Origin of the sequence: Solimonas fluminis (genome assembly GCF_002930645.1) — a bacterium.
In the GTDB taxonomy this organism is placed as follows: Bacteria; Pseudomonadota; Gammaproteobacteria; order Nevskiales; family Nevskiaceae; genus Solimonas_A; species Solimonas_A fluminis.
The window spans coordinates 484,916-505,509 of the sequence record NZ_PSNW01000001.1; the positions used below are offsets into that span (position 1 = coordinate 484,916).

7 protein-coding genes and 2 pseudogenes are annotated in these 20,594 nt (G+C 70.8%); 8 read left to right on the top strand and 1 reads right to left on the bottom strand.

Annotated features, from left to right (window positions below; genetic code table 11):
* Nucleotides 1-706 precede the first annotated feature (706 nt).
* The 6 genes and pseudogenes from C3942_RS23035 to C3942_RS02325 form a co-directional block, all read left to right on the top strand.
* Nucleotides 707-6,220 (top strand): annotated as a pseudogene (locus C3942_RS23035) (beta-ketoacyl synthase N-terminal-like domain-containing protein); the annotation flags it as partial.
* Nucleotides 6,221-7,081: 861 nt separating this feature from the next.
* Nucleotides 7,082-8,866, top strand: a pseudogene (locus C3942_RS23040) (SDR family NAD(P)-dependent oxidoreductase); the annotation flags it as partial.
* 1 nt (nt 8,867) lies between these two features.
* Nucleotides 8,868-13,691 carry a type I polyketide synthase gene (locus C3942_RS02310; protein ID WP_104228714.1) on the top strand — a complete coding sequence of 1,608 codons (4,824 nt, stop codon included), beginning with the start codon at nt 8,868-8,870 and terminating at the stop codon, nt 13,689-13,691.
* A 37-nt stretch (nt 13,692-13,728) separates the two neighbouring features.
* A complete protein-coding gene (locus C3942_RS02315) occupies nt 13,729-15,330 on the top strand; it encodes an alkaline phosphatase family protein (protein ID WP_104228715.1) in 1,602 nt (533 codons plus the stop codon).
* Nucleotides 15,327-16,127 (top strand): CatB-related O-acetyltransferase, encoded by an 801-nt coding sequence (locus C3942_RS22805; protein WP_104228716.1) that lies wholly within the window; start codon nt 15,327-15,329, stop codon nt 16,125-16,127. Before C3942_RS02315 ends, C3942_RS22805 begins: the two co-directional genes overlap by 4 nt.
* A 54-nt stretch (nt 16,128-16,181) precedes the next feature.
* Nucleotides 16,182-16,466 (top strand): acyl carrier protein, encoded by a 285-nt coding sequence (locus tag C3942_RS02325; RefSeq protein ID WP_104228717.1) that lies wholly within the window; start codon nt 16,182-16,184, stop codon nt 16,464-16,466.
* Between the two features lie 81 nt (nt 16,467-16,547).
* Here C3942_RS02325 and C3942_RS02330 read toward each other — a convergent pair whose 3' ends face one another.
* Complete coding sequence (locus C3942_RS02330) at nt 16,548-17,369, bottom strand: SAM-dependent methyltransferase (protein WP_104228718.1); 822 nt, start codon at nt 17,367-17,369, stop codon at nt 16,548-16,550.
* 79 nt (nt 17,370-17,448) lie between these two features.
* Between C3942_RS02330 and C3942_RS02335 the strand changes: the two genes are divergently transcribed.
* Both C3942_RS02335 and C3942_RS02340 read left to right on the top strand, forming a co-directional pair.
* Nucleotides 17,449-18,285, top strand: a complete 837-nt coding sequence (locus C3942_RS02335; RefSeq protein WP_165797284.1) for an alpha/beta fold hydrolase — start codon at nt 17,449-17,451, stop codon at nt 18,283-18,285.
* 14 nt (nt 18,286-18,299) lie between these two features.
* Nucleotides 18,300-20,594, top strand: coding sequence for a CaiB/BaiF CoA-transferase family protein (locus C3942_RS02340; protein ID WP_104228720.1), 2,295 nt, complete (start codon nt 18,300-18,302; stop codon nt 20,592-20,594).

A 20,594-nucleotide genomic window follows, 5' to 3' on the forward strand; every position in this document is an offset into this window, starting at 1 on the left:
GGCCGAGCGCAGCAAGCTGCCGCTGTTCGTGCAGGGAGGCATCGGCGTGCATTCCGCCGCCGCCTGCCGTGCCGCCGGTGCCGCGGGCGTAGTACTGGACGATCAGTTACTTCTGCTGGCCGAGTCGCCGCTGCCGCCGCAGCAGCAGGCCGAGTTCGCCCGCCTCAACGGTGCCGAGACGCGCCTGTTCGGCGAGCTGGTGGACCAGTCCTGCCGGGTCTATGCCCGGCCGGGTTCGCCGGCGCTGAAGCAGGCCGAGGAAGACAACCGGCAGGTCGAGGGCGCTCTGCTCACGCTGGAGCAGTGGCGCGAGCGCATCACCGGCCAGATCGGCTGGGCCGGCGACGGCAGCCAGTTGATCCCGCTGGGCCAGGGCATCGGCCTGGCCGCGACCTTCCGCGACCGCTACCGCACGGTGGCCAAGCTGGCGCAGGCGATCCGCCGCTCCAGCCTCAAGCACATCGACCAGGCCGCGCAGCTGCGCTTCCTGGATGCCGGCGGCCCCCTGGCCGAGTCGCACGGCACGCGTTACCCGCTGGCCCAGGGGCCGATGACCCGCGTCTCCGACAGCCCCGAGTTCGCCGTGGACGTCGCCCGCGGCGGCGCCCTGCCCTTCCTGGCGCTGGCGCTGATGCGCGGCCCGCAGGTCAAGGAAATGCTGGAGAAGACCCGCGACCTCGCCGGCGACCTGCCCTGGGGCGTCGGCATGCTGGGTTTCATCCCGCATGCGCTGCGCGAGGAGCAATGCGCCGAGATCTGGAACTGCAAGCCGCCGTTCGCGCTGATCGCCGGCGGCCGTCCGGACCAGGCCGCGGAGTTCGAGAAGCGCGGCATCAAGACCTACATCCATGCGCCGGCGCCGGCACTGCTGAAGATGTACCTCGAGCAGGGCGCCCGCCGCTTCGTCTTCGAAGGCCGCGAATGCGGCGGCCACATCGGCCCCCTCGCCAGCTTCGTGCTGTGGGAGGAGATGATCGACGTCCTGCTGGAGCAGGTGAAGCCGGGCGAGGAGAAGGAGGTGCACGTCCTGTTCGCCGGCGGCATCCACGATGCCCGCTCCGGCGCCATGGTCGCGGCCATGACCGCGCCGCTGGCGGCGCGCGGCATGAAGGTGGGAGCCCTGATGGGCACGGCCTACCTGTTCAGCCAGGAGATCGTGCGCTCCGGCGCCGTGGTCGAGGGCTTCCAGGAACAGGCCCTGCGGTGCGAGCGCACGCGCAACCTCGAGACCGGCCCCGGCCACTCCACCCGCTGCGCGGCGACGCAATTCGCAGACGACTTCTTCAACCAGCGCCGCGAGCTGATCCGCGAGGGCAAGAGCGCGGAGGAGATCCGCGACATCCTCGAGGACCTCAATCTCGGCCGGCTGCGCGTCGCTTCCAAGGGCGTCAACCGCGACGAATCGGGCAAGGTCGTGGCCGTGGCCGCGGACCGGCAGCTGGCCGACGGCATGTACATGATCGGGCAGGTGGCCACGCTGCGCGATGCCGCCGTCTCCATCGCCGACCTGCACCAGGACGTCTGCCAGGGCTCGCACGTGCTGCTGGAGAAGGCCGCGCCCGCGCCCTCCGTGGCCAAGCCGGTCGAGAAACCCTCCGACGTCGCCATCGTCGGCATCGGCGTGGTGCTGCCCAAGGCGAACGACGCGCAGGAGTACTGGAACAACGTGCTGCACAAGGTCAGCGTGATCCGCGAGGCACCGGAATCGCGCTGGGACTGGAAGCTGTTCTTCGACGAGAACCGCAAGACCCGCGACAAGATCTATTCGCGCTGGGGCGGCTTCCTCGAGGAGATCCACTTCGACCCGACGCGCTTCGGCATCCCGCCGCGCTCGATGAAGTCGATCGACCCGATGCAGCTGCTGACGCTTGAAGCCGCCAGCCGCGCGCTGGACGACGCCGGCTACGCCAAGGGCGGCTTCGACCGCGAAAGCACCTCGGTGATCCTCGGCAGCAGCGGCGGCGCGGGCGAGCTGGGCCTGCAGTACGGCGTGCGCGCCGAGCTGCCGCGCTTCGTCGAGAACCTCAGCGACGACGTCTGGGAACGCCTGCCGGAATGGACCGAGGAGTCCTTCGCCGGCGTGCTGCCCAATGTCGCCGCGGGCCGCGTGGCCAACCGCATGGACTTCGGCGGCGTGAACCTGACGGTGGATGCCGCCTGCGCCTCGTCGCTGGCCGCGATCAGCATGGCCGTGAACGAGCTGGAATCCGGCCGCAGTTCCCTGGTGCTGGCCGGCGGCTTCGACACCACGCAATCCGCCTACGGCTTCACCACCTTCGCCAAGACCCAGGCGCTGTCGCCCAGCGGCAAGCCCAAGACCTTCGACGAGAACGCCGACGGCATCGCCATCTCCGAGGGCGTGGTCATCACCGTGCTCAAGCGCCTGGCCGACGCCGAGCGCGACGGCGACCGCATCTACGCCGTCATCAAGTCCACCGCCGGTTCGTCGGACGGCAAGGCCCTGGGCCTGACCGCGCCGCGCAGCGAAGGCCAGGTGCGCGCCCTGCACCGCGCCTACGCCAAGGCCGGCTTCTCGCCCGCCACGCTGGGCCTGATCGAGGCCCATGGCACCGGCACCGCCGTCGGCGACCGCGCCGAGGCGCAGACCATCACCCGCGCCCTGGCCGCCGAGGAGGCGAAGCCGCGGTCCGTCGCGCTCGGTTCGGTCAAGACCCTGCTGGGCCACACCAAGGCCGCCGCCGGCGTCGCCGGCCTGGCCAAGGTGGCGCTGGCCCTGCACCATCGCGTGCTGCCGGCCCATGTCGGCGTCGAGAAGCCGATCGACACGCTGGCCGACCCGAACTCCGCCGCCTACCTGCTGAAGGAGCCGCGCCCCTGGGTGGCGCATGCCGCGCACCCGCGCCGCGCCGCGGCTTCGGCCTTCGGCTTCGGCGGCACCAACTTCCACGCCGTTCTCGAGGAGTACGGCCATCATGGCGGCGCCGCCGGCGCGCAGCGCTGGCCGCTGGAACTGTGCCTGTTCCGCGCGGCCGACCCCGGTGCGCTGGCCAGCGAACTCGAGGCCCTGCGCCCGAAGCTCGCCGCCGGCAGCCGCATCGGCCTGGCCGAGCTGGCCTTCACGCTGGCGCGGCAGGCGGAAACCCGCAGCGGCGGCACCGCGCTGGCCATCGTGGCCGGCGACCTGGCCGGCCTGTCGCGCGACATCGACGCCGCCATCGCGCACCTGCGCGAGGGCAAGCCGCTGACGCCGGGCATCCGCTACAACGCCGCCGTGCCGGCCGCCTCGCCGCCGCTGGCATTCCTGTTCCCGGGCCAAGGCGCGCAGTACGTCAACATGGGCCGCGAGGTCGGGCTGTTCGTCGATGAACTGCGCGAGGCGATGGAGTTCGCCGACGCCCAGCTGCAGGCGGCGCTGCCCCAGGCGCTGTCCAGCATCATCCTGCCGCCCGCCGCCTTCGACGAGGACACCGAGGCTGCGCAGGCCCGCGCGCTGACCGACACACGCGTTGCGCAGCCGGCCATCGGCACGTTGGCCATGGGCTACCTGCGCCTGGCCAAGCGCCTGGGCCTGGAAGCCAGCGCCGCGGCCGGCCACTCCTATGGCGAATACGCCGCGCTGCTGGCCGCCGGCACCATCACCGAAGCCGAGTTCCTGCACCTGTCCGCCGTGCGCGGCCGCGCCATGGCCGAGGCCTCCGGTACTTCGGAGCCCGGCGGCATGGCCGCCGTGCAGGGCCGCCGCGAAAAGGTGGCCAAGGAGATCGCCGGTTTCGCCGGCGTCACCATCGCCAACCACAACGCTCCCGAGCAGTGCGTGATCTCCGGCCCCAAGGCCCAGGTCGAAGCCGCGGCGAAGAGGCTGGGCGAAGCCGGCCTGCGCGCGACGCTGCTGCCGGTGTCGGGCGCTTTCCACACGCCGCTGGTCGCCAGCGCCAAGGCCGCACTGTCGGCGGCGATCCACGCGACGAAGTTCGCCGCTCCGCAGCTTGCCGTCTTCTCCAACCAGACCGCCAAGCCCTACCCGGCCAAGCCCACCGCGATGCAGGCGCAGCTCGACGAGCACATGCTCAGCAGCGTCGAGTTCGTGTCCGAAGTAGAGGCGATGCATGCCGCCGGCAGCCGCGTCTTCCTGGAGCTGGGCCCCAAGGGCATCTGCTCCAACATGGCCAGGCAGACCCTGGCGGGCAAGGATGCGCAGGCCATCGCCCTCGACGGCAACGGCGGCGGCCTTCGCGGCCTGCTGCTGGGCCTGTCCGAACTGTTCACCGCCGGCGTGAAGTGGCAGCCCTCTGCCCTGTTCGCCCACCGCGACCTCGCCCTGCTCGATACCCACCAGCTGACCGAGCTGGCCAAGCCGCGCGTCGTGCCCAAGCACATGTGGCTGCTCAGCGGCGGCTGTGCCCGACCGATCGACGATCCGCTGATGCGCACCGGCAGCCAGCCGGCACTGACGCAGGCCTCCGCCGAGGCCGCGCGCAAGGTGCAGCACGACAAGCTCGTCGCCTCGCTGCCGCGCCCGGCTCCGACCGTGATCCACCAGCCTGTCGCCGGTGCCCCGCAGATGCCGGTCGCACCGGCGCTGGGCAACGAAGCCCTGGTCGCCTACCAGCAGACCATGCGCCAGTTCCTGAGCCTGCAGGAGCGCGTGGTGCAGCAGTTCCTCGGCGGCGCCGCGCCCGGCGCGATGCCGACGATGCCGGTCGCCATGCCGCAGATGCCGGTCATGCCCGCCCCCGCCGTGCCGGCGCCGGTGGTGCCGCTTGCCGCCGCTCCAACGGCGGTGCCGGTGCAGCGCGCGATGCCCGTCGCCGCCCCCGCCCCGGCCGCCGTGCAGGCCGCCGCGCCCGCCTTCGACGCCCGCGAGGCACTGCTGGCGATCGTCGCCGAGCGCACCGGCTATCCGACCGACATGCTCGGCATGGATGCGGACCTGGAAGCCGATCTCGGCATCGACTCGATCAAGCGCGTGGAGATCCTCGGCGCCCTGCAGAAGGCGCTGCCCGGCAGCACCGGCGCGCAGATGCAGTCGGTAATGGAGCGCTTCACCAAGTCCAAGACCCTCAACGCGATCCTGGCCGAAGTGCAGCCGCTGCTGCCGGCGCAGGCCGCCGCACCGGTCGCTGTACAGGCAGGGGCTGCAGCCCCTGCCGCGCCGGCCATCGACTACAGCGCCGCGCTGCTGGCCATCGTCGCCGAGCGCACCGGCTACCCGGTGGAGATGCTCGGCATGGACGCCGACCTGGAAGCCGATCTCGGCATCGACTCGATCAAGCGCGTGGAGATCCTCGGCGCCCTGCAGCAGTCGCTGCCGGCCGCCGCCGGCTCGCAGATGCAGTCGGTGATGGAGCGCTTCACCAAGTCCAAGACGCTGTCGGCGATCCTCGCCGAACTGCAGCGCCTGGTTCCGGCCGCCGCGCCCGCCACCGCCACCGCCACCGCCACCGTGACGGTCGCCGTCGCCGCGCCCGCCGCCGCGGCCAGCGACTACACCGCGACGCTGCTGGCGATCGTCGCCGAGCGCACCGGCTACCCGGTGGAGATGCTCGGCATGGACGCCGATCTCGAAGCCGACCTCGGCATCGACTCGATCAAGCGCGTGGAAATCCTCGGCGCCCTGCAGCAGTCGCTGCCGGCCGCCGCCGGCTCGCAGATGCAGTCGGTGATGGAGCGCTTCACCAAGTCCAAGACGCTGTCGGCGATCCTCGCCGAACTGCGCCGCCTGGCACCCGCGCTGAGTACTGTGGTCACTGCTTCCGTCACTCAGCACTCAGCACTCAGCAATCAGAATTTCGTGGAGTTGCTGACCGCCATCGTCGCCGAGCGCACCGGCTATCCGCCGGAGATGCTCGGCATGGAAGCCGACCTCGAAGCCGACCTCGGCATCGACTCGATCAAGCGCGTGGAAATCCTCGGCGCGTTCCAGAGGGCCCTGCCCGCTGAACTCAGCGCGCAGATGCAGGCCGCCATGGAGCGCTTCACCAAGTCCAAGACGCTGTCGGCGATCCTTGCCGAACTGCGCCGCCTGGCACCCGTGCTCAGTGCTGAGGACTCGGCGCTGGGTACAGTGGTCACTGCTCCCGCCACTCAGCACTCAGCGCTCAGCACTCAGAACTTCGTGGAGTTGCTGACCGGCATCGTCGCCGAGCGCACCGGCTATCCGCCGGAGATGCTCGGCATGGAGGCCGACCTCGAGGCCGACCTCGGCATCGACTCGATCAAGCGCGTGGAAATCCTCGGCGCCTTCCAGAAGGCCCTGCCCGCCGAACTCGGTGCGCAGATGCAGGCCGGCATGGAGCGCTACACCAAGGCCAAGACGCTGAGCGCGATCCTCAGGGCGCTGGACGGCCTGCAGGCCCCGGCGGCCGCCGCGGTCGCGGCCAGCGTCGCCGCTGCACCGCAGTTGCAGGCTGCCGCCGCGGCCGCCCCGGCGGCCGCCACGCCACGCTATGTCATCAAGTCGCGGCTGGCACCGCTGCCGGCCGCCAGCGTCAAGCTGTCCGGCCTGGCCATCGTGCTCGGCGGCGCGCTGCCCGTGGCCAAGCTGTTGCTGGCCGAGCTGAAGTCGCGCGGCATGACTCCGGTGCACGTCAGCGACAGCGAGCCGGAGAAGCTGCGGGCCGCCATCGCCGCCGCCCGCGCCAAGCACGGCCCGGCCAAGGCCCTGTTGCAGATCAACGGCCTGGATCGCCGCAAGATCGCCGACCTCGCCGCCTGGAAGGCGCGCTACTCGCTGGATGCCCTGAGCCTCTACCACGGCCTCAAGGCCCTGGCGGCGGACCTGGAAACGGCGCGTGTCATCGGCGCCAGCCGCTTCGGCGGCAGTTTCGGCCGCGATTCCGTGGGCAAGGGCGCCGCCTCCGGCGGCGCGCCGAACGGCGTCTTCAACTGCCTGCGCTACGAGTACCCGCAGGCGCTGATGCGCGCGGTGGACTTCGACGGCCAGTCCGACGAGGACATCGCCCGCCTGATGGTGGATGAACTGGCCTCCGACTGCCGCGAACCGGAAGTCGGCTATGTCGGCGCGCTGCGCCACGGCAGCGTCACGTCCAGCCAGCCGCTGACCGCCAGCCCCTTCCCCGCCTCGGTCATCCCCAGCGGCGACTGGGTGGTGCTGGTCACCGGCGGTGCGCGCGGCATCACCGCCGAGATCGTCGAGGAACTGGTGCGCCCCGGCATGCGCCTGGTGCTGCTGGGCCGCACCGCGGCACCGGGCCCCGAATCCGCCGAGACCAGAGCCCATGCCGACGCCGCGCAGCTCAAGGCCGCGCTGCTCAAGGCGCGCATGGCGCGCGGCGAGAGGCCCAAGCCGGTCGAGATCGACCGGGAGGTCTCGCGCATCCTGGTGGACCGCGAGATTCGCGCCAACCTGGCGAAACTGGCTGCCGCCGGCGCCCAGGTCGAATACCTGGCCTGTGACGTGCGCGACGAGGCCGCCTTCGGCGGGCTGATCGACGGGCTCTATGCCAAGTACGGCAACATCGATGCCGTGCTGCATGGCGCCGGCGTGATCGAGGACAAGCTGTTCGTCGACAAGACGGCGGAGTCCTTCGAGCGCGTGCTGGGCACCAAGCTCGATGCCGCTTTCCTGCTGTCGCAGCGCCTGAAGCCGCAGAACCTCAAGCTGCTGGCCTTCTTCACCTCGGTGGCTGGCCGCTACGGCAACCGCGGCCAGAGCGACTACGCCGCCGCCAACGAAACGCTCAACCGCCTCGCCTGGCAGCTTCACCGCGAGTGGCCGCAGACCCGCGTGATCGCCGTCAACTGGGGGCCCTGGGACGCCGGCATGGCCAGCGAGGGCGTGCGCCGTGCCTTCAAGGAACGCGGCATCGAAGCCATCCCGGTCCCCTCGGGCCGCCGCTTCTTCCTCGACGAGATCGCCTACGGCCCGCGCAACGACGTGGAGATCGTGGCCGGCGCAGGCCCCTGGTACAAGCCGGAGCAGGATGCCCCCGAGGCGGCTGTCGCCGCGCCTGCCGCCACGCCCAGCGGCCTGCCGCTGATGCAGACGGCGCCGCGCATGGGCCCGGGCGGCAACATGATGCTGGAGCACACCTTCTGCCTGAGCTCCGACCCCTACCTGCTCGACCACCGCCTGGACGGCAAGGGCGTGCTGCCCGCCACCGGCGCGCTGGAATGGATGGCGCAGTTCGTCACCGCCGCCTGGCCAGGCTGGCACGTGGTGGAGATGCGTGACCACCGCGCGCTCAACAGCGTGATGCTCGACCCCGAGGTCAACGGCGGCAAGCGCACGGTGCAGCTGCGCGCCCGCGCCTCCTCGCATTCGGACCTCAACGGCCAGACCATCACGGTGGAGATCATCGACCCTGCCAAGAAGCTGCCGCTGTACCGCGCCACCGCGGTCCTGGCGCAGACGATGCCCGAACCGCCGGCGGTGAACGTCGAGGCGCTGAGCGGCGCCAAGCCGTTTGCCGCCACCGACGCCTACGCCCACTTCCTGTTCCACGGTCCGCGCTTCCAGCTCGCCTCCGAGATTCCGGCGGTCGCCGAAGGCGGCCTCGACGCCCGCGTACGTCCGAGCCTTCCCGGCGAGTGGCTGGCCGATGCGCAGGGCGGCTGGCTGTTCGATCCGGCGCTGTGCGACGTGGCGCCGCAGATGGCCATCGTCTGGTCGCGGCTCAACCGCAACATGACGGCCCTGCCCTCCGCCTTCGCCTCGGTGCGCCGCTACGGCAGCGACCCGCTGCCGAAGACGCTGCGCCTGGCGCTGCGCCTGCTGCCGGCGCCGCACGAATCGGCGATGGTCTACGACGCGCTGTATCTCGACGACAGCGGCCGCGTGCGCGTGGAGATGCGCCACTGCGAAGCCACCATGAGCGCCGCGCTGAACCGCCTCGGCGGCCAGGCGGCGGCAACCGTGAAGAACCAGCCCTCGGACCGCGCCTGAGATGACCCAGCCACTGGATATCGCGATCGTAGGCCTAGCCGGCGTCTACCCGGGCGCCGGCAGCGCGCGGCACTACTGGCAGAACATCCTCGACAAGATCGACGCCACCAGCGAGGCCGACCCGGAATGGGTCGGCCCTTACTACGAACCCAACAGCACGCGCGAGGACCGCATCTACACCACGCGCGGCGGCTTCCTGGGCGAGCATGCGCGCGTCAATCCGCAGGACTACGGCGTGATGCCGAACGTGGCCGCGGGCAGCGACCCGGACCATATGCTGGCCCTGAAGGTGGCGCACGACGCCCTGGACGACGCCGGCTACCTGCACAAGCCCTTCGACCGCGAGCGGGCCGGCGTGATCATCGCGCGCGGCACCTACGGCAACCGCGGCATGGCCGGCCTGATGTCCCGCAACTGCTTCCTGGACCAGGCCATGGACCTGGTGCGCGGACTGCGCCCGGACTTCAACGAGAACGACATCCTCCGGCTGCAGAATGCGCTCAAGGCGCAGCTGCCGCCGTTCAACGCCGAGCACATCGGCGTGCTGACGCCCAACGTCATCGCCGGCCTGATCGCCAATCGCCTCAACCTGATGGGGCCCAGCTACATCGTCGATGCCGCCTGCGCATCGACGCTGATCGCAGTTGAGCAGGCGGCGTCGGCGCTCAGCAGCGGCCGCTGCGACCTGATCATCACCGGCGGCTCCCAGGTGCATACGCCGCCGCAGCTGTTCATCCAGTTCTGCCGCATCGGCGCGCTGTCGCGGGACCGCATCCGCCCCTTCCAGAAGGGCTCTGACGGCACCCTGCTGGGCGAGGGCATCGGCATGCTGGTGCTCAAGCGCCGCGCCGACGCCGAACGCGACGGCGACCGCATCTATGCCGTGATCCGCGGCGTCGGCACCGCCAGCGACGGCCGTGCCAAGGGCCTGCTGGCGCCGCGCCTGGAAGGCGAGATTCTGGCCATGCGCCGCGCCTACCAGAGCAGCGGCATCGACCCGATGACGATCGACCTGATCGAGGCGCACGGCACCGGCACCGCGGTGGGCGACAAGACCGAGATCGAGGCGCTCACCCAGATCTACGGCGCCCGCGGCCACGACCCGCAGGTCGCCATCACCGCGGTCAAGTCGATGATCGGCCATTGCATGCCGGCCTCCGGTGGCGCTGCGCTGATCAAGACCGCGCTGGCGCTGCACCACAAGGTGCTGCCGCCGATGCTCTGCGACACCCCGGACCCGAACCTGGGCCTGGAGAAGACGCCGTTCTACCTCAACACCGAGACGCGGCCCTGGCTGCACGGCAAGGATCATCCGCGCCGCGCCGGCGTCAACGCCTTCGGCTTCGGCGGCATCAACGGGCATGTCATCCTGGAGGAGTACCGCGAGCATCGCCCGGTACAGATGCAGGTCCTGCATGCCCCCAGCGATTCCGAGCTGGTGGCGCTGGCGGCGGAGTCGCGCGAGGAGCTGCTGCAGCGTGCCCGCGCGGCGCTGGCGCACCTCAGGACCGCGACGCTTCCGGAGGTCGCCAAGGCCTGCGGCACCTACGGCCGCGGCCCCTTTCGCCTCGCCATCGTCTGCGCCGATGCCGCCGATCTGGAGCGCAAGCTGAACCAGGCGATCGAGAAGATCGAGCGCCCCGACGTCAAGCCCTTCAAGACCCGGGCCGGCATCAACTACGGCGCCGGCGAAGTGGCCGGCAAGCTCTGCCTGCTGTTCCCGGGCGAGGGCTCGCAGTACCCGAACATGCTGGCCGACCTCTGCGTGCACTTCCCGCAGGTGCGCGACTGGTTCGACTTCATCGAGCAGAACGCCACCCGCCGCGGCAGCCCCTCGCGCGTGCCCGCGCTGCTGCCGCCCCCGACGGTGCTCAGCGAGGAGGCCCGCAAGCAGCTGGAGGAGCGCCTGTACGAGATGGACGTGGCGGCGGAAGGCGTGTTCGCCGCCAGCCTCGGCCTGCATGCGCTGCTGCAGGATCTCGGCTTCCAGCCGGATGCCATGCTGGGCCACAGCACCGGCGAGAACACGGTGCTGACCGCTGCCGGCATGAATCGCGTGCGCCACCGCGCCGAGACCGCCGACGCGGTGCAGGTGTTCAACCGCATCTTCAACGAGCTGGACGCCGCCGGGAAGATCGCGGAAGGCTCGCTGCTGACCATCGGCGGGCTGACGCCCTCGCTGCGCGCGGCGCTGCTGGCCGACCTCGGCGAGATGCACCTGGCGATGGACAACTGCCCCAACCAGCTGGTGCTGTTCGGACCGCCGCAGGCCGCCCACAAGCTGCACGAGCAGCTCAGCGCCGAAGGCGCGATCTGCCAGGAGCTGCCCTTCGGCCGCGCCTACCACACCGCGCTGTTCAAGCCGCTGGCCGATGCCTTCCGCGGCTACTTCAAGACCCTGGACCTGGGCGCCGGCACGACGACGGTCTACAGCGCCTCGACCTGCGCGCCCTTCCCCGCCGACGCCGACGGCATCCGCGAACTCGCGGCGCGGCAGTGGGAGCACCCGGTCCGCTTCACCGAGACCATCCAGCGGCTCTACGAGGACGGCTACCGCGTGTTCCTGGAGGTCGGCCCCAGCGGCAACCTGACCTCCTTCGTCGGCGATACCCTGCGCGGCAAGGACGACGTGCTGGCGGTATCCAGCAACAGCCGCCGCAAGCCGGGCATGGCACACCTGCACCAGACCCTGGCGCAGCTGTTCGCCGCCGGCGTCAGCTTCGACCCCTCGCGCCTGTTCGCGCATCGCAAGGTCGCCGATCTCGACCTGCTGGGCGAACCGCGGGCCGCACCCAAGCCGCTGCCGCGCATGAAGCTGGTGAACCCGGTGTGGCAGCTGCCGGAGGAATGGAAGAAGCCGCTGCCGCAGGCCGTGGCTCCCACCGCCGCGCCGGCACCGGTTCCGGTTGCGGCTCCCGCGCCAGTCGCCGCCTCCGCCGCGGCAGCCGCGCCCGCCGATCCGCGGCTTGCGGCGCTGAACGCGCATTTCTCGCTGATGCAGGACTTCCTCGACAGCCAGGCCCGCGTGCTCGGCCTGGCCGGCGGCGGCGCGGCGATGCCGCCGGCGGCCGCCTCCCCGTCCGCCGCACCGGCGGGCTTCGACCCGGCCTTCCCGCTGCTGGGCCCGGTGGAACTGTCGGGCGGCAGGCTGTCGTCCGAACGCCGCTACACCCTCGAGCAGGACCTGTTCCTGCGCGACCACACGCTGGGCGACGCGCCCAGCGCGGCGGACCCGGCGCTGACCGGCCTGCCCGTGATCCCCTTCACCTACAGCATGGAGCTGATCGCCCAGGCTGCGGTGCGCCTGTCCGGCCGCGGCGACCGCGTGGTCAGCGCCATCGAGAATGCCCGCGGCAGCCGCTGGCTGTCGCTGGACGACGGTGCCATAACGCTGCGCGTGCTCGCCGAGGCGGCGCCGGGCAATCCCGATGCCGTCGCCTGCCGCGTGTTCCTGCTCGGCGAGGGCAGCACGCCCGGCGGCCTGCTGGTGTTCGAGGGCACGGTGCTGCTGGCGGCCGGATACCCCGCCGCGCCGGCGCCGCTGCCGCTGTCCCCTGCCGGCCTCCGGCCGCCGCACATCCACCTGCCCGGCCAGCTCTACCGGCACGGCATGTTCCACGGCCCGCGCCTGCAGGGCGTGGCGCGCATCGACGGCTACGGCGAACAGGGCATCGTCTCCGAACTGGTGACGATCCCGGTGCACGACTACTTCGCCGGCACCCCGGCGCCGCGCTTCCAGCTCGACGCCGCGCTGCTCGACGCCGCCGGCCAGCTGGCGGGCTTCTGGCTGCGGGAACGCAACCCGGGCGTGCCCAACTGCTTCCCGTTCCGCGTGAAGCGCCTGTCGCTCTATGCCCCGCCACCGCCGCCGGGCCAGCGCTACAGCTGCCATGGCGCGATCACCCTGCCCAGCCCCACGGTGCTGGAAGCGCGCTGGGACGTGGTCGGCGCCGACGGCCGCCTGCTGCTGCGCGCCGAGGGCTGGGAAGACCGCGTGTTCAGCGGCGACGAGCGCTTCTTCGGCTTCCGCCTGGACCCGGCGCATGCGCGCCTGTCCGAGCCGGCGCTGTCCGGCCAGTTGCCGGCGGAACTCTGCCTGCGCCGCATCGAGCCCCTGCCCGAGGGCACGCTCGACGAGGGCGGCACCATCTGGAAGCGCATGCTGGCCCACATGGTGTTGAGCCGGCGCGAGCGCGCCGTGTTCAACGCCCTGCCGCAGCAGGGACCGCGCCGCGAGGAATGGCTGATGGGCCGCCTGGCTGCCAAGGACGCCGCGCGCGACTGGTACCGGCTGCGCACCGGCACCGAGCTGGCGCCGGCCGACGTGGAGATCGAATCCGACGCCAGCGGCCGGCCGCGGGTGCGCTGCCCGGCCCTGCCCCAGGTCGGCGCCCCGGTGCTGTCCATCGCCCATAGCCGGCGCTGGGCCTACGCCGTGGCCAGCGACCCGAGCGTGGCGCTGGGACTGGACTACCAGCGGGCCGACAACCTGCGCACCGAGGACGTGGCCGCCGGCGGCTTCTCCGCCGCCGAGCAGGTCTGGTTCCAGGGCACCGACAGCGCCGAGCGCAGCCGCATCGTGCTGGCCCTGTGGTGCGCCAAGGAGGCCGCCGCCAAGGCCGCGGGCACCGGCCTGAACGGGCGCCCGCAGGACTGGCAGGTGGTCGCCGCACAGCTGGACAACCGCCTCGGCGGACCGCAGATGGCGCGAGTGCGCTACAGCGGTCAGGATTACGATGTCGCCCTGCATGCCGAGCCCGGCCAGGCCATGCTGGCGCTCTGCGTCACCGCCGCGCCGCGGGCCGAACAATGGCGGCCCGCCTGATTGCCCTGACAAAATTCCCCCTCGAGAAGACACGATCATGACCACGACCCTGTTCATTGGCCTCGACGGCTGCACCTTCACCGTGCTGGACGAAATGACGCGCGACCTGCCGGGAGAAGGCGTGACCATGCCCTTCCTGGCCTCGCTGATGGCCAAGGGCGTCCGCGCCAAGCTGCGCTCCACCCCCAATCCCCTGACCCCGCCGGCCTGGACCAGCATCATGACCGGCAAGGGCCCGGGCGAGCACGGCGTGTTCGAGTTCATCCGCGCCGAGGACCACGGTGCCGAGGTCTACTGGACGCTGTACGACGCGCGCGACGTCGATGCCGAGACCATCTGGTCGATCGCCTCGCGCAAGGACAAGAAGATCGCGGCGCTGAACTTCCCCCTGACCGCGCCGGCGCCCGAGGGCATCAACGGCTCGATCGTGCCCGGCTTCATCCCCGCCAAGCACCTGCGGCGCAACACGCATCCGCGCGAGCTGTTCGAGCGCATCAAGACCGACGTGCCGGGCTTCGATCCCAAGGAGCTGGCCTGGGACTTCGACAAGGAGAAGCAGGCCATGGAGTCGCTCTCGGCCACCGAGACGGCCAAGTGGGTGCGCTACCACCTGCCCCGCGAGGAGCAGTGGTTCAAGGTGGCCGAGTACATCCTGGGCAGCGACAAGCCGGACCTGATGGCGGTGATGTTCGACGGCACCGACAAGATCCAGCACCAGGCCTGGCCCTGGCTGGACAAGGACCTGCTGCCCAAGGACCCTCAGGGCCACGACAAGGAGATGCGCGAGGTCTGCCTCGAGTACTTCCGCAACCTCGACGGCTACATCGAGAAGCTGGTGACCATGGCCGGCCCGGACACGCAGGTGTTCTTCGCCTCCGACCACGGCTTCACCGCCAGCAACTTCGTGCTGCGCATCAATACCTTCCTGGGCGAGAAGGGCTACCTGACCTGGGGCAAGAACGACGGCAGCGAGCAGGCCGTGCGACGCGAGGCTTCCGACTTCGCCAACCTCGACTGGTCCAAGACCCTGGCCTACTGCCAGACGCCGTCGTCCAACGGCATCGTCATCCGCGTGGCCGAGAAGCCGGGCGACGCCGGCATCAAGCCCGAGGAATACGAGGCCTTCCGCGAGAAGCTGATCGCCGACCTCTACACCATCACCGACCCCAAGACCGGCAAGCCGGTGGTGATCGATGTGCTCAAGCGCGAGGACTGGTTCGCCGGCCAGCACATGAAGCGCGCGCCGGACCTGACCCTGGTGCTGAGCGACCATGGATTCGTGTCGATCCGCAACTTCGAGCCGGTGGTGGCCCACCGCCCCGCCGCCATCGGCACGCACCATCCGGACGGCATCTTCATGGCCTGCGGCCCCGGCATCGCCGCCAGCGGCATGGTGGAACGCCGCCAGATCGTCGATGTCGCCCCGACGCTGCTGCACAGCCTCGGCCTGCCGATCCCGGCGGACTTCGAGGGCAGGCCGGCCGAGACCTTCTTCGAGGCCGGGTGGCTGGCCGCGCACCCGATCAAGAAGGGCGCGCGCACCAAGGCCCCGCAGAAGAAGGAACTCAAGGAAGAGATGGATTCGGGCGAGAAGCAGCAGATCATCGAGCAGCTGCAGATGCTGGGCTACATGGAGTGAGCGCGGAAGCCGCCAAGCCTTCCGACGACGGCACGCTGGATTCCAGGCAGCTGCTGGACCTCGGCATGGAGGCCATGGGGGCCACCGGCCTCTATGGCGTCATCGACTTCGAGCGGCCCAGCTACCTGTTCGCGCCCCGGCGCATCAAGAACTGCAGCTTCGGCGCGTTCTCCTACGTCAACGGCATGTACACCAGCAGCCTGTACGACACGCGCGTGGGCCGCTACTGCTCGATCGCCGAAGCCGCCATCGTCGGGCCCTACGAGCATCCGACCGACGGCCTGTCGACGCACACCTTCGCCTTCTGCTCGCCGGAGGATTTCCCGCCCTTCGCCGTGTTCCAGGAGTTCAAGGACCTGACCACGGTGTCCAAGCGCGAGGTCAACCGCGAGTTCACCGAGATCGGCCACGACGTCTGGATCGGCGCCGGGGCCTTCGTCAAGCGCGGCGTGAAGATCGGCGACGGCGCCGTGGTGGCCGCGCACGCCCTGGTCACGCGCGACGTGCCGCCCTACGCCATCGTCGTGGGCCAGCCCGCCAAGGTCACCCGCCTGCGCTTCGACGAGAAGATCGTGGAGCGCCTGCTGAAGCTGCAGTGGTGGCGCTACAATCTCGCCCCGCACAAGAACGAGCTGGACTACAGCCGCATCGAGGCCTCCCTGGAGGGCCTGGAGCAGCGTCTCGCCGAGGGACGCCTGCAGGAGCTGCAGCCCGAGACCTGGCGACTGCACAAGGTGCGCTACCAGGTACGCTTCCGCCCCGAGCGGCTGCCGCAGCCGCTGTACCGCTGGCCTTGATTGCCGGCCGGGAACGCTGCCACTGAACACCACTACGACAACAGGCAAGAAGCCATGAGCAAGTCCGACGTCTACGTCACCAAGCTGATCGAGCTGCTGAAGGATTTCACCCAGGACTGGGACAACGAGTTCGACGGCGAAATGGGCCGCGGCACCAAGCTGCTGGGCGACCTGAGCTTCGAGTCCATCGACATCATCCAGCTGATCGTGGCGATCCAGGAAGACATCGTCGGCGGCAAGCTGCCGTTCGAGAAGCTGCTGATGAAGGACGGCCGCTACGTGGACGACCTCTCCGTCGGCCAGATCGCCGAGTTCCTGGCCGCGAACATCCCGGGTTGAGAGCTCGCCCGTGAACGCGACACGCATGCGTTGCCGCCGGCAACCGTGCCAGGCCAGGCCCTAGCCATGCAGCCGGCGCGGTCAGGCCTTGCGCGCCACCACCAGCACGTAGTCCTCGCCTGCGTCGATCAGGCCGCGCAAGCGCGCCACCGACTTTTCCACTTCGGCCGCCCGCGCGCCCTGCAGGCGCCGGCCGGCCCGTTCGAAGGCATCGACGAAGGGCCGGCGCGTCCAGTCGACGATCGATTCGATGCGGATGGCGCTGAAGCCGGCCGCCCGCAGGTGCGCGGCATAGGCGTCGGCGTCGTAGGCGTTGGCGGGATTGTCGAGGCAGACCCCGGTGCCGACCGCCGTGAGCCCCAGCAGGTAGGCCGCCGGATCGACGCCGCGGCGCGGAATCAGGTCCGTCAGGGCCAGCGTGCCGCCCGGCCGCAGCACGCGCGCCGCCTCGCGCAGGAAATCGGCGCGGGTATCGAAATGGAAGGCGCATTCGACCGACATCAGCTTGTCGAAGCTGGCGTCGGCGAACTCCATGCCCGTGGCATCGCCCAGGCGCAGGTCGACCTGGTCGGCGAAGCCTCGTTCGCGCACGTAGTGGCGCCCATGCTCCAGGCGGAGTTCGGTGACGTCGATGCCGACGATGGACTGCGGCTGGAAGCGGCGCATGCAGGACACCGCGCCGGCACCATAGCCGCAGCCGACATCGAGCAGCCGATCCCGGGCGGAGAGTCCGCAAGCGGAGGCCACCAGGATCGTCAGCGCCTCGGCAGCCTCTTCCATGGCCATGTCCGGCCGCGTCCAGTAGCCGTAGTTGGCGAAGGGCTGCTGGCCGAAGAGATCGCCCCGCTGCTCATGACGGCGCGTGTAGTGCCGCGCCACGTCCTGTGTGTGCGTCGTCTGCATGGCTTCCTGTCCCCGATTGAATCACGACCCGGCGCGGAGCCATCGGCATGAACAACGACTGCCCCACGGAACACACGCCATGACCACCCGCCCCAAACTGGCGCATCAGCAACTCGGCAGCGGGCCTGACGTCGTGCTGGTGCACGGCCTGGCTGCCAATCGCGCGTTCTGGTACCCCCTGGCGACCGCCTTGTCGTCGCAGTACCGCGTCACAATCTATGACCTGCGCGGGCACGGCTACAGCGAACGACCGACCAGCGGCTACACGGCAACCGACCAAGGGCAGGACCTGCTGCAGCTGATGGACGATCTAGGCCTGGAAGAAGCCGCCGTCATCGGCCACAGCTACGGCGGCGCCGCCGCGCTCGAGGCCGTGCTGCTGCAGCCGCAGCGCTTCAGCCACCTGGCCCTGATGGATACCCGCATCCAGCGCCTGCAATCGGAATTGCGTTTGCACGATGTGGGCCAGCTCACCGCCTTCGAACAGGCCGTGGCCCACCAGGATGGTGGCGACTGGGCCAGCGAACCGGAAGTCGGCTTCCGCTTCCTGGAGGCCGCGGCACGCAACCGCGTCGCCGGCATCGAGCTGGAGGCGGGCGGCGAATTCGTTCCCTTCGGGGAAGGACGCGGCGCGCTGCGCGCCGCCAAGCAGTGGCTCGGCCTGCTCGAGGACACCAGCCTGCGCCAGGATTTCCGGGTGCCGGGCGGCGAGGCCGAGGCCTACGCGAGCATCCGCCAGCCGACGCTGCTGATGTATCCCAGCCACTCGCGCTCCGGCGCCACGGCCTCGCGCCTGCAGGCGCTGCTGCCGAACGCCCGGCTGGTGAACCTGCCGCAGTCCGGTCACTTCTTCCCGGTCACCCACCCGGCGCAGGTCCGTGCCGAGGTCGAGGCGCTGCTGCGCAGCTCGCAATAGATACAGGAACGCTCATGTCCAGCCTCGACCAGATCCGGGTGATCGAACTCAGCGGCCACGTCGCCGCCGCGTTCTGCGGCAAGCTGATGGCCGGCTTCGGTGCCGACGTGCGGCAACTGCCGGCGCCGGAATCCCTGCCCGGCTTTGCCTTGGCCGCGGATGAGCAGGCCTGGTTCCATACCGCCAAGCAGCGCCTGGCACTTGACCCGGCGCGTGATGCCGAAGCCTTTGCCGCGCTGGTCCGAGGCGCCGACATCCTGCTCGACGGCTGGGGCCTGGGCGTCCTCGCGCAGGCAGGCTTCGATGCGGCGCGCCTGCAGGTGCTGAACCCGGGCCTGGTGCTGGTGCAGATCACGCCTTTCGGCCAGGACGGTCCGCAGGCCGCCTGGCAGGCCAGCGACCTGACGCTCTACGGCCTCTCCGGTCTGATGCAGAGCACCGGCAGCGGCACGCGAGAACCGCTCAACGCGCGCCCTCGCATGGCGGAACTCACCGCCGGGATGAATGCCTACTGCGCCGCGATCATCGGCCTGCTGCGCCGCGAGCGCGACGGCTGCGGCGCGATCGTGGACCTGGCGATCCGCGAGGCCGCGATGGAGAACTACGAGGCCGCCATCGCCGAGTTCCTCAACGTCGGCAAGGTCGCGCGGCGCAACGGCGACGAGCACAACATGGTGCCCTGGCGTACCTATCCCTGCGCCGACGGCGAGGCCGCGATCATCGGCGGACCGATCCGCCACTGGCTGCGCGCCGCGCCGTTGTTCGAAGCCCCCGGGCTGCTGTCGGAGAAACTGCAGACCATGGGCGGGCGCATGGCCAACCGCGCGGAGACGCAGGAACTGATGAAGCCCTTCCTGCAGCGCCACGGCAAGCGCGAGCTGTTCCACCTGGGACAGAAGCACCGCCTGGCCTGGTCCTACCTCGCCTCCATGCCCGAGGCGCTGGCCGAGCCGCAGCATGCTGCGCGCCGGTTCTTCATCGAGCAGCCCCGCGCCGATGGCGTCCCGGCGACGATGCCGGGCGCACCCTTCCGCTGCGCACGGGCGTCCTGGCAGGACCGCCCCGCTCCCGCGCGGGCCGTCGCCGCGCCGGGCTGGGATGCGCGACCGGCCTGCACCGGGCGGCCGGCAGCCGCGCCGTTGGCCGGGATGCGCGTGCTGGATTTCACCCATGACTGGGCTGGCCCGCATGCGGCGCGCTTCTTCGCCGACTACGGGGCGGAGGTCATCAAGATCGAATACCCGCAGCGCCTCGACGGCATGCGCGGCGGCTACGTCGGCAAGGTCAACGAGCATCCGCGCTTCTGGCAGCTGCATCGCGGCAAGAAGTCCGTGACGCTGGACCTGAAGCGCCCCGAACATCGGGCCGTGCTGGACGAGCTGGTGCGCGGCACCGACCTGGTGCTGGAGAACTCCCGCGCCGGCGTGATGGAGGCCAAGGGCTACGGCTACGAGCGCCTGCGCCAGCTGAAACCCGACATCGTCATGGTCGCCATGTCCGCCTTCGGCGCCACCGGCCCCTATGCCGGGTACTGCGGCTACGGCGGCACCCTGGAGGCGATCAGCGGCCTGCAGTCGCTGACCGCCTACGACGGGCACGGCCCCGCCTACCGCGTGCGCGAGATGGACGTGATGAACGGCATCATGGGCATCTGCGCCGGCTTCACCGCGCTGTGGCAGCGGCAACGGGGCGGCGGCGGCCAATGGATCGACCTGTCCGAATGCGAAACCACCGCCTGGTTCGTCGGCGAGTTCTTCGCCGAGGTCGCCCGCAGCGGCCGCCAGCCGGAGGCGCTGGGCAACCGCCATGCCGACCATGCCCCGCAGGGCTGCTACGCCGGGCAGGGGCAGGACCGCTGGCTGCTGCTGAGCGTGCGCAGCGACGCCGAGTGGCAGGCCCTGGCCGGCCTGCTGGGCGGCGCCGCCCAGGACGCGCGTTACGCCAGTGCGTCGGGCCGACGCCGGCATCACGACGAGATCGACGCCCTGATCACGGCCTGGAGCCGGGACCGTGCGGTAGAGGCGGCGGTGGCGGAACTGCAGGCCGCCGGCGTGGCGGCCGGATTCGTCGCCAGCTCCGCCGACCTGGCCGCCGACCCGCAGCTGGCGGCACGCGGCTGGTTCCAGGATGCCGCCGGCACCCGCCTGCCGGGCCTGCCCTTCCGCATCGACGGCTTCACCCCGCGCATCGCGCGCCGGGGCCCGGACCTGGGTGCCGACAATGCCGGGTTCTTCGCCGCCGCCGGGGTGTCCGGCAGCGAGCCGGACCTCTCGCCGGAACAGCTCGGCACCGCGTACGCTCTGTATTAA

Coding starts and splice junctions, on each gene's coding strand:
- C3942_RS02310 (WP_104228714.1), top strand. CDS start 8,868: ATGACCCAGCCACTGGATATCGCGATCGTAGGCCTAGCCGGCGTCTAC.
- C3942_RS02315 (WP_104228715.1), top strand. CDS start 13,729: ATGACCACGACCCTGTTCATTGGCCTCGACGGCTGCACCTTCACCGTG.
- C3942_RS02325 (WP_104228717.1), top strand. CDS start 16,182: ATGAGCAAGTCCGACGTCTACGTCACCAAGCTGATCGAGCTGCTGAAG.
- C3942_RS02330 (WP_104228718.1), bottom strand. CDS start 17,369: ATGCAGACGACGCACACACAGGACGTGGCGCGGCACTACACGCGCCGT.
- C3942_RS02335 (WP_165797284.1), top strand. CDS start 17,449: ATGACCACCCGCCCCAAACTGGCGCATCAGCAACTCGGCAGCGGGCCT.
- C3942_RS02340 (WP_104228720.1), top strand. CDS start 18,300: ATGTCCAGCCTCGACCAGATCCGGGTGATCGAACTCAGCGGCCACGTC.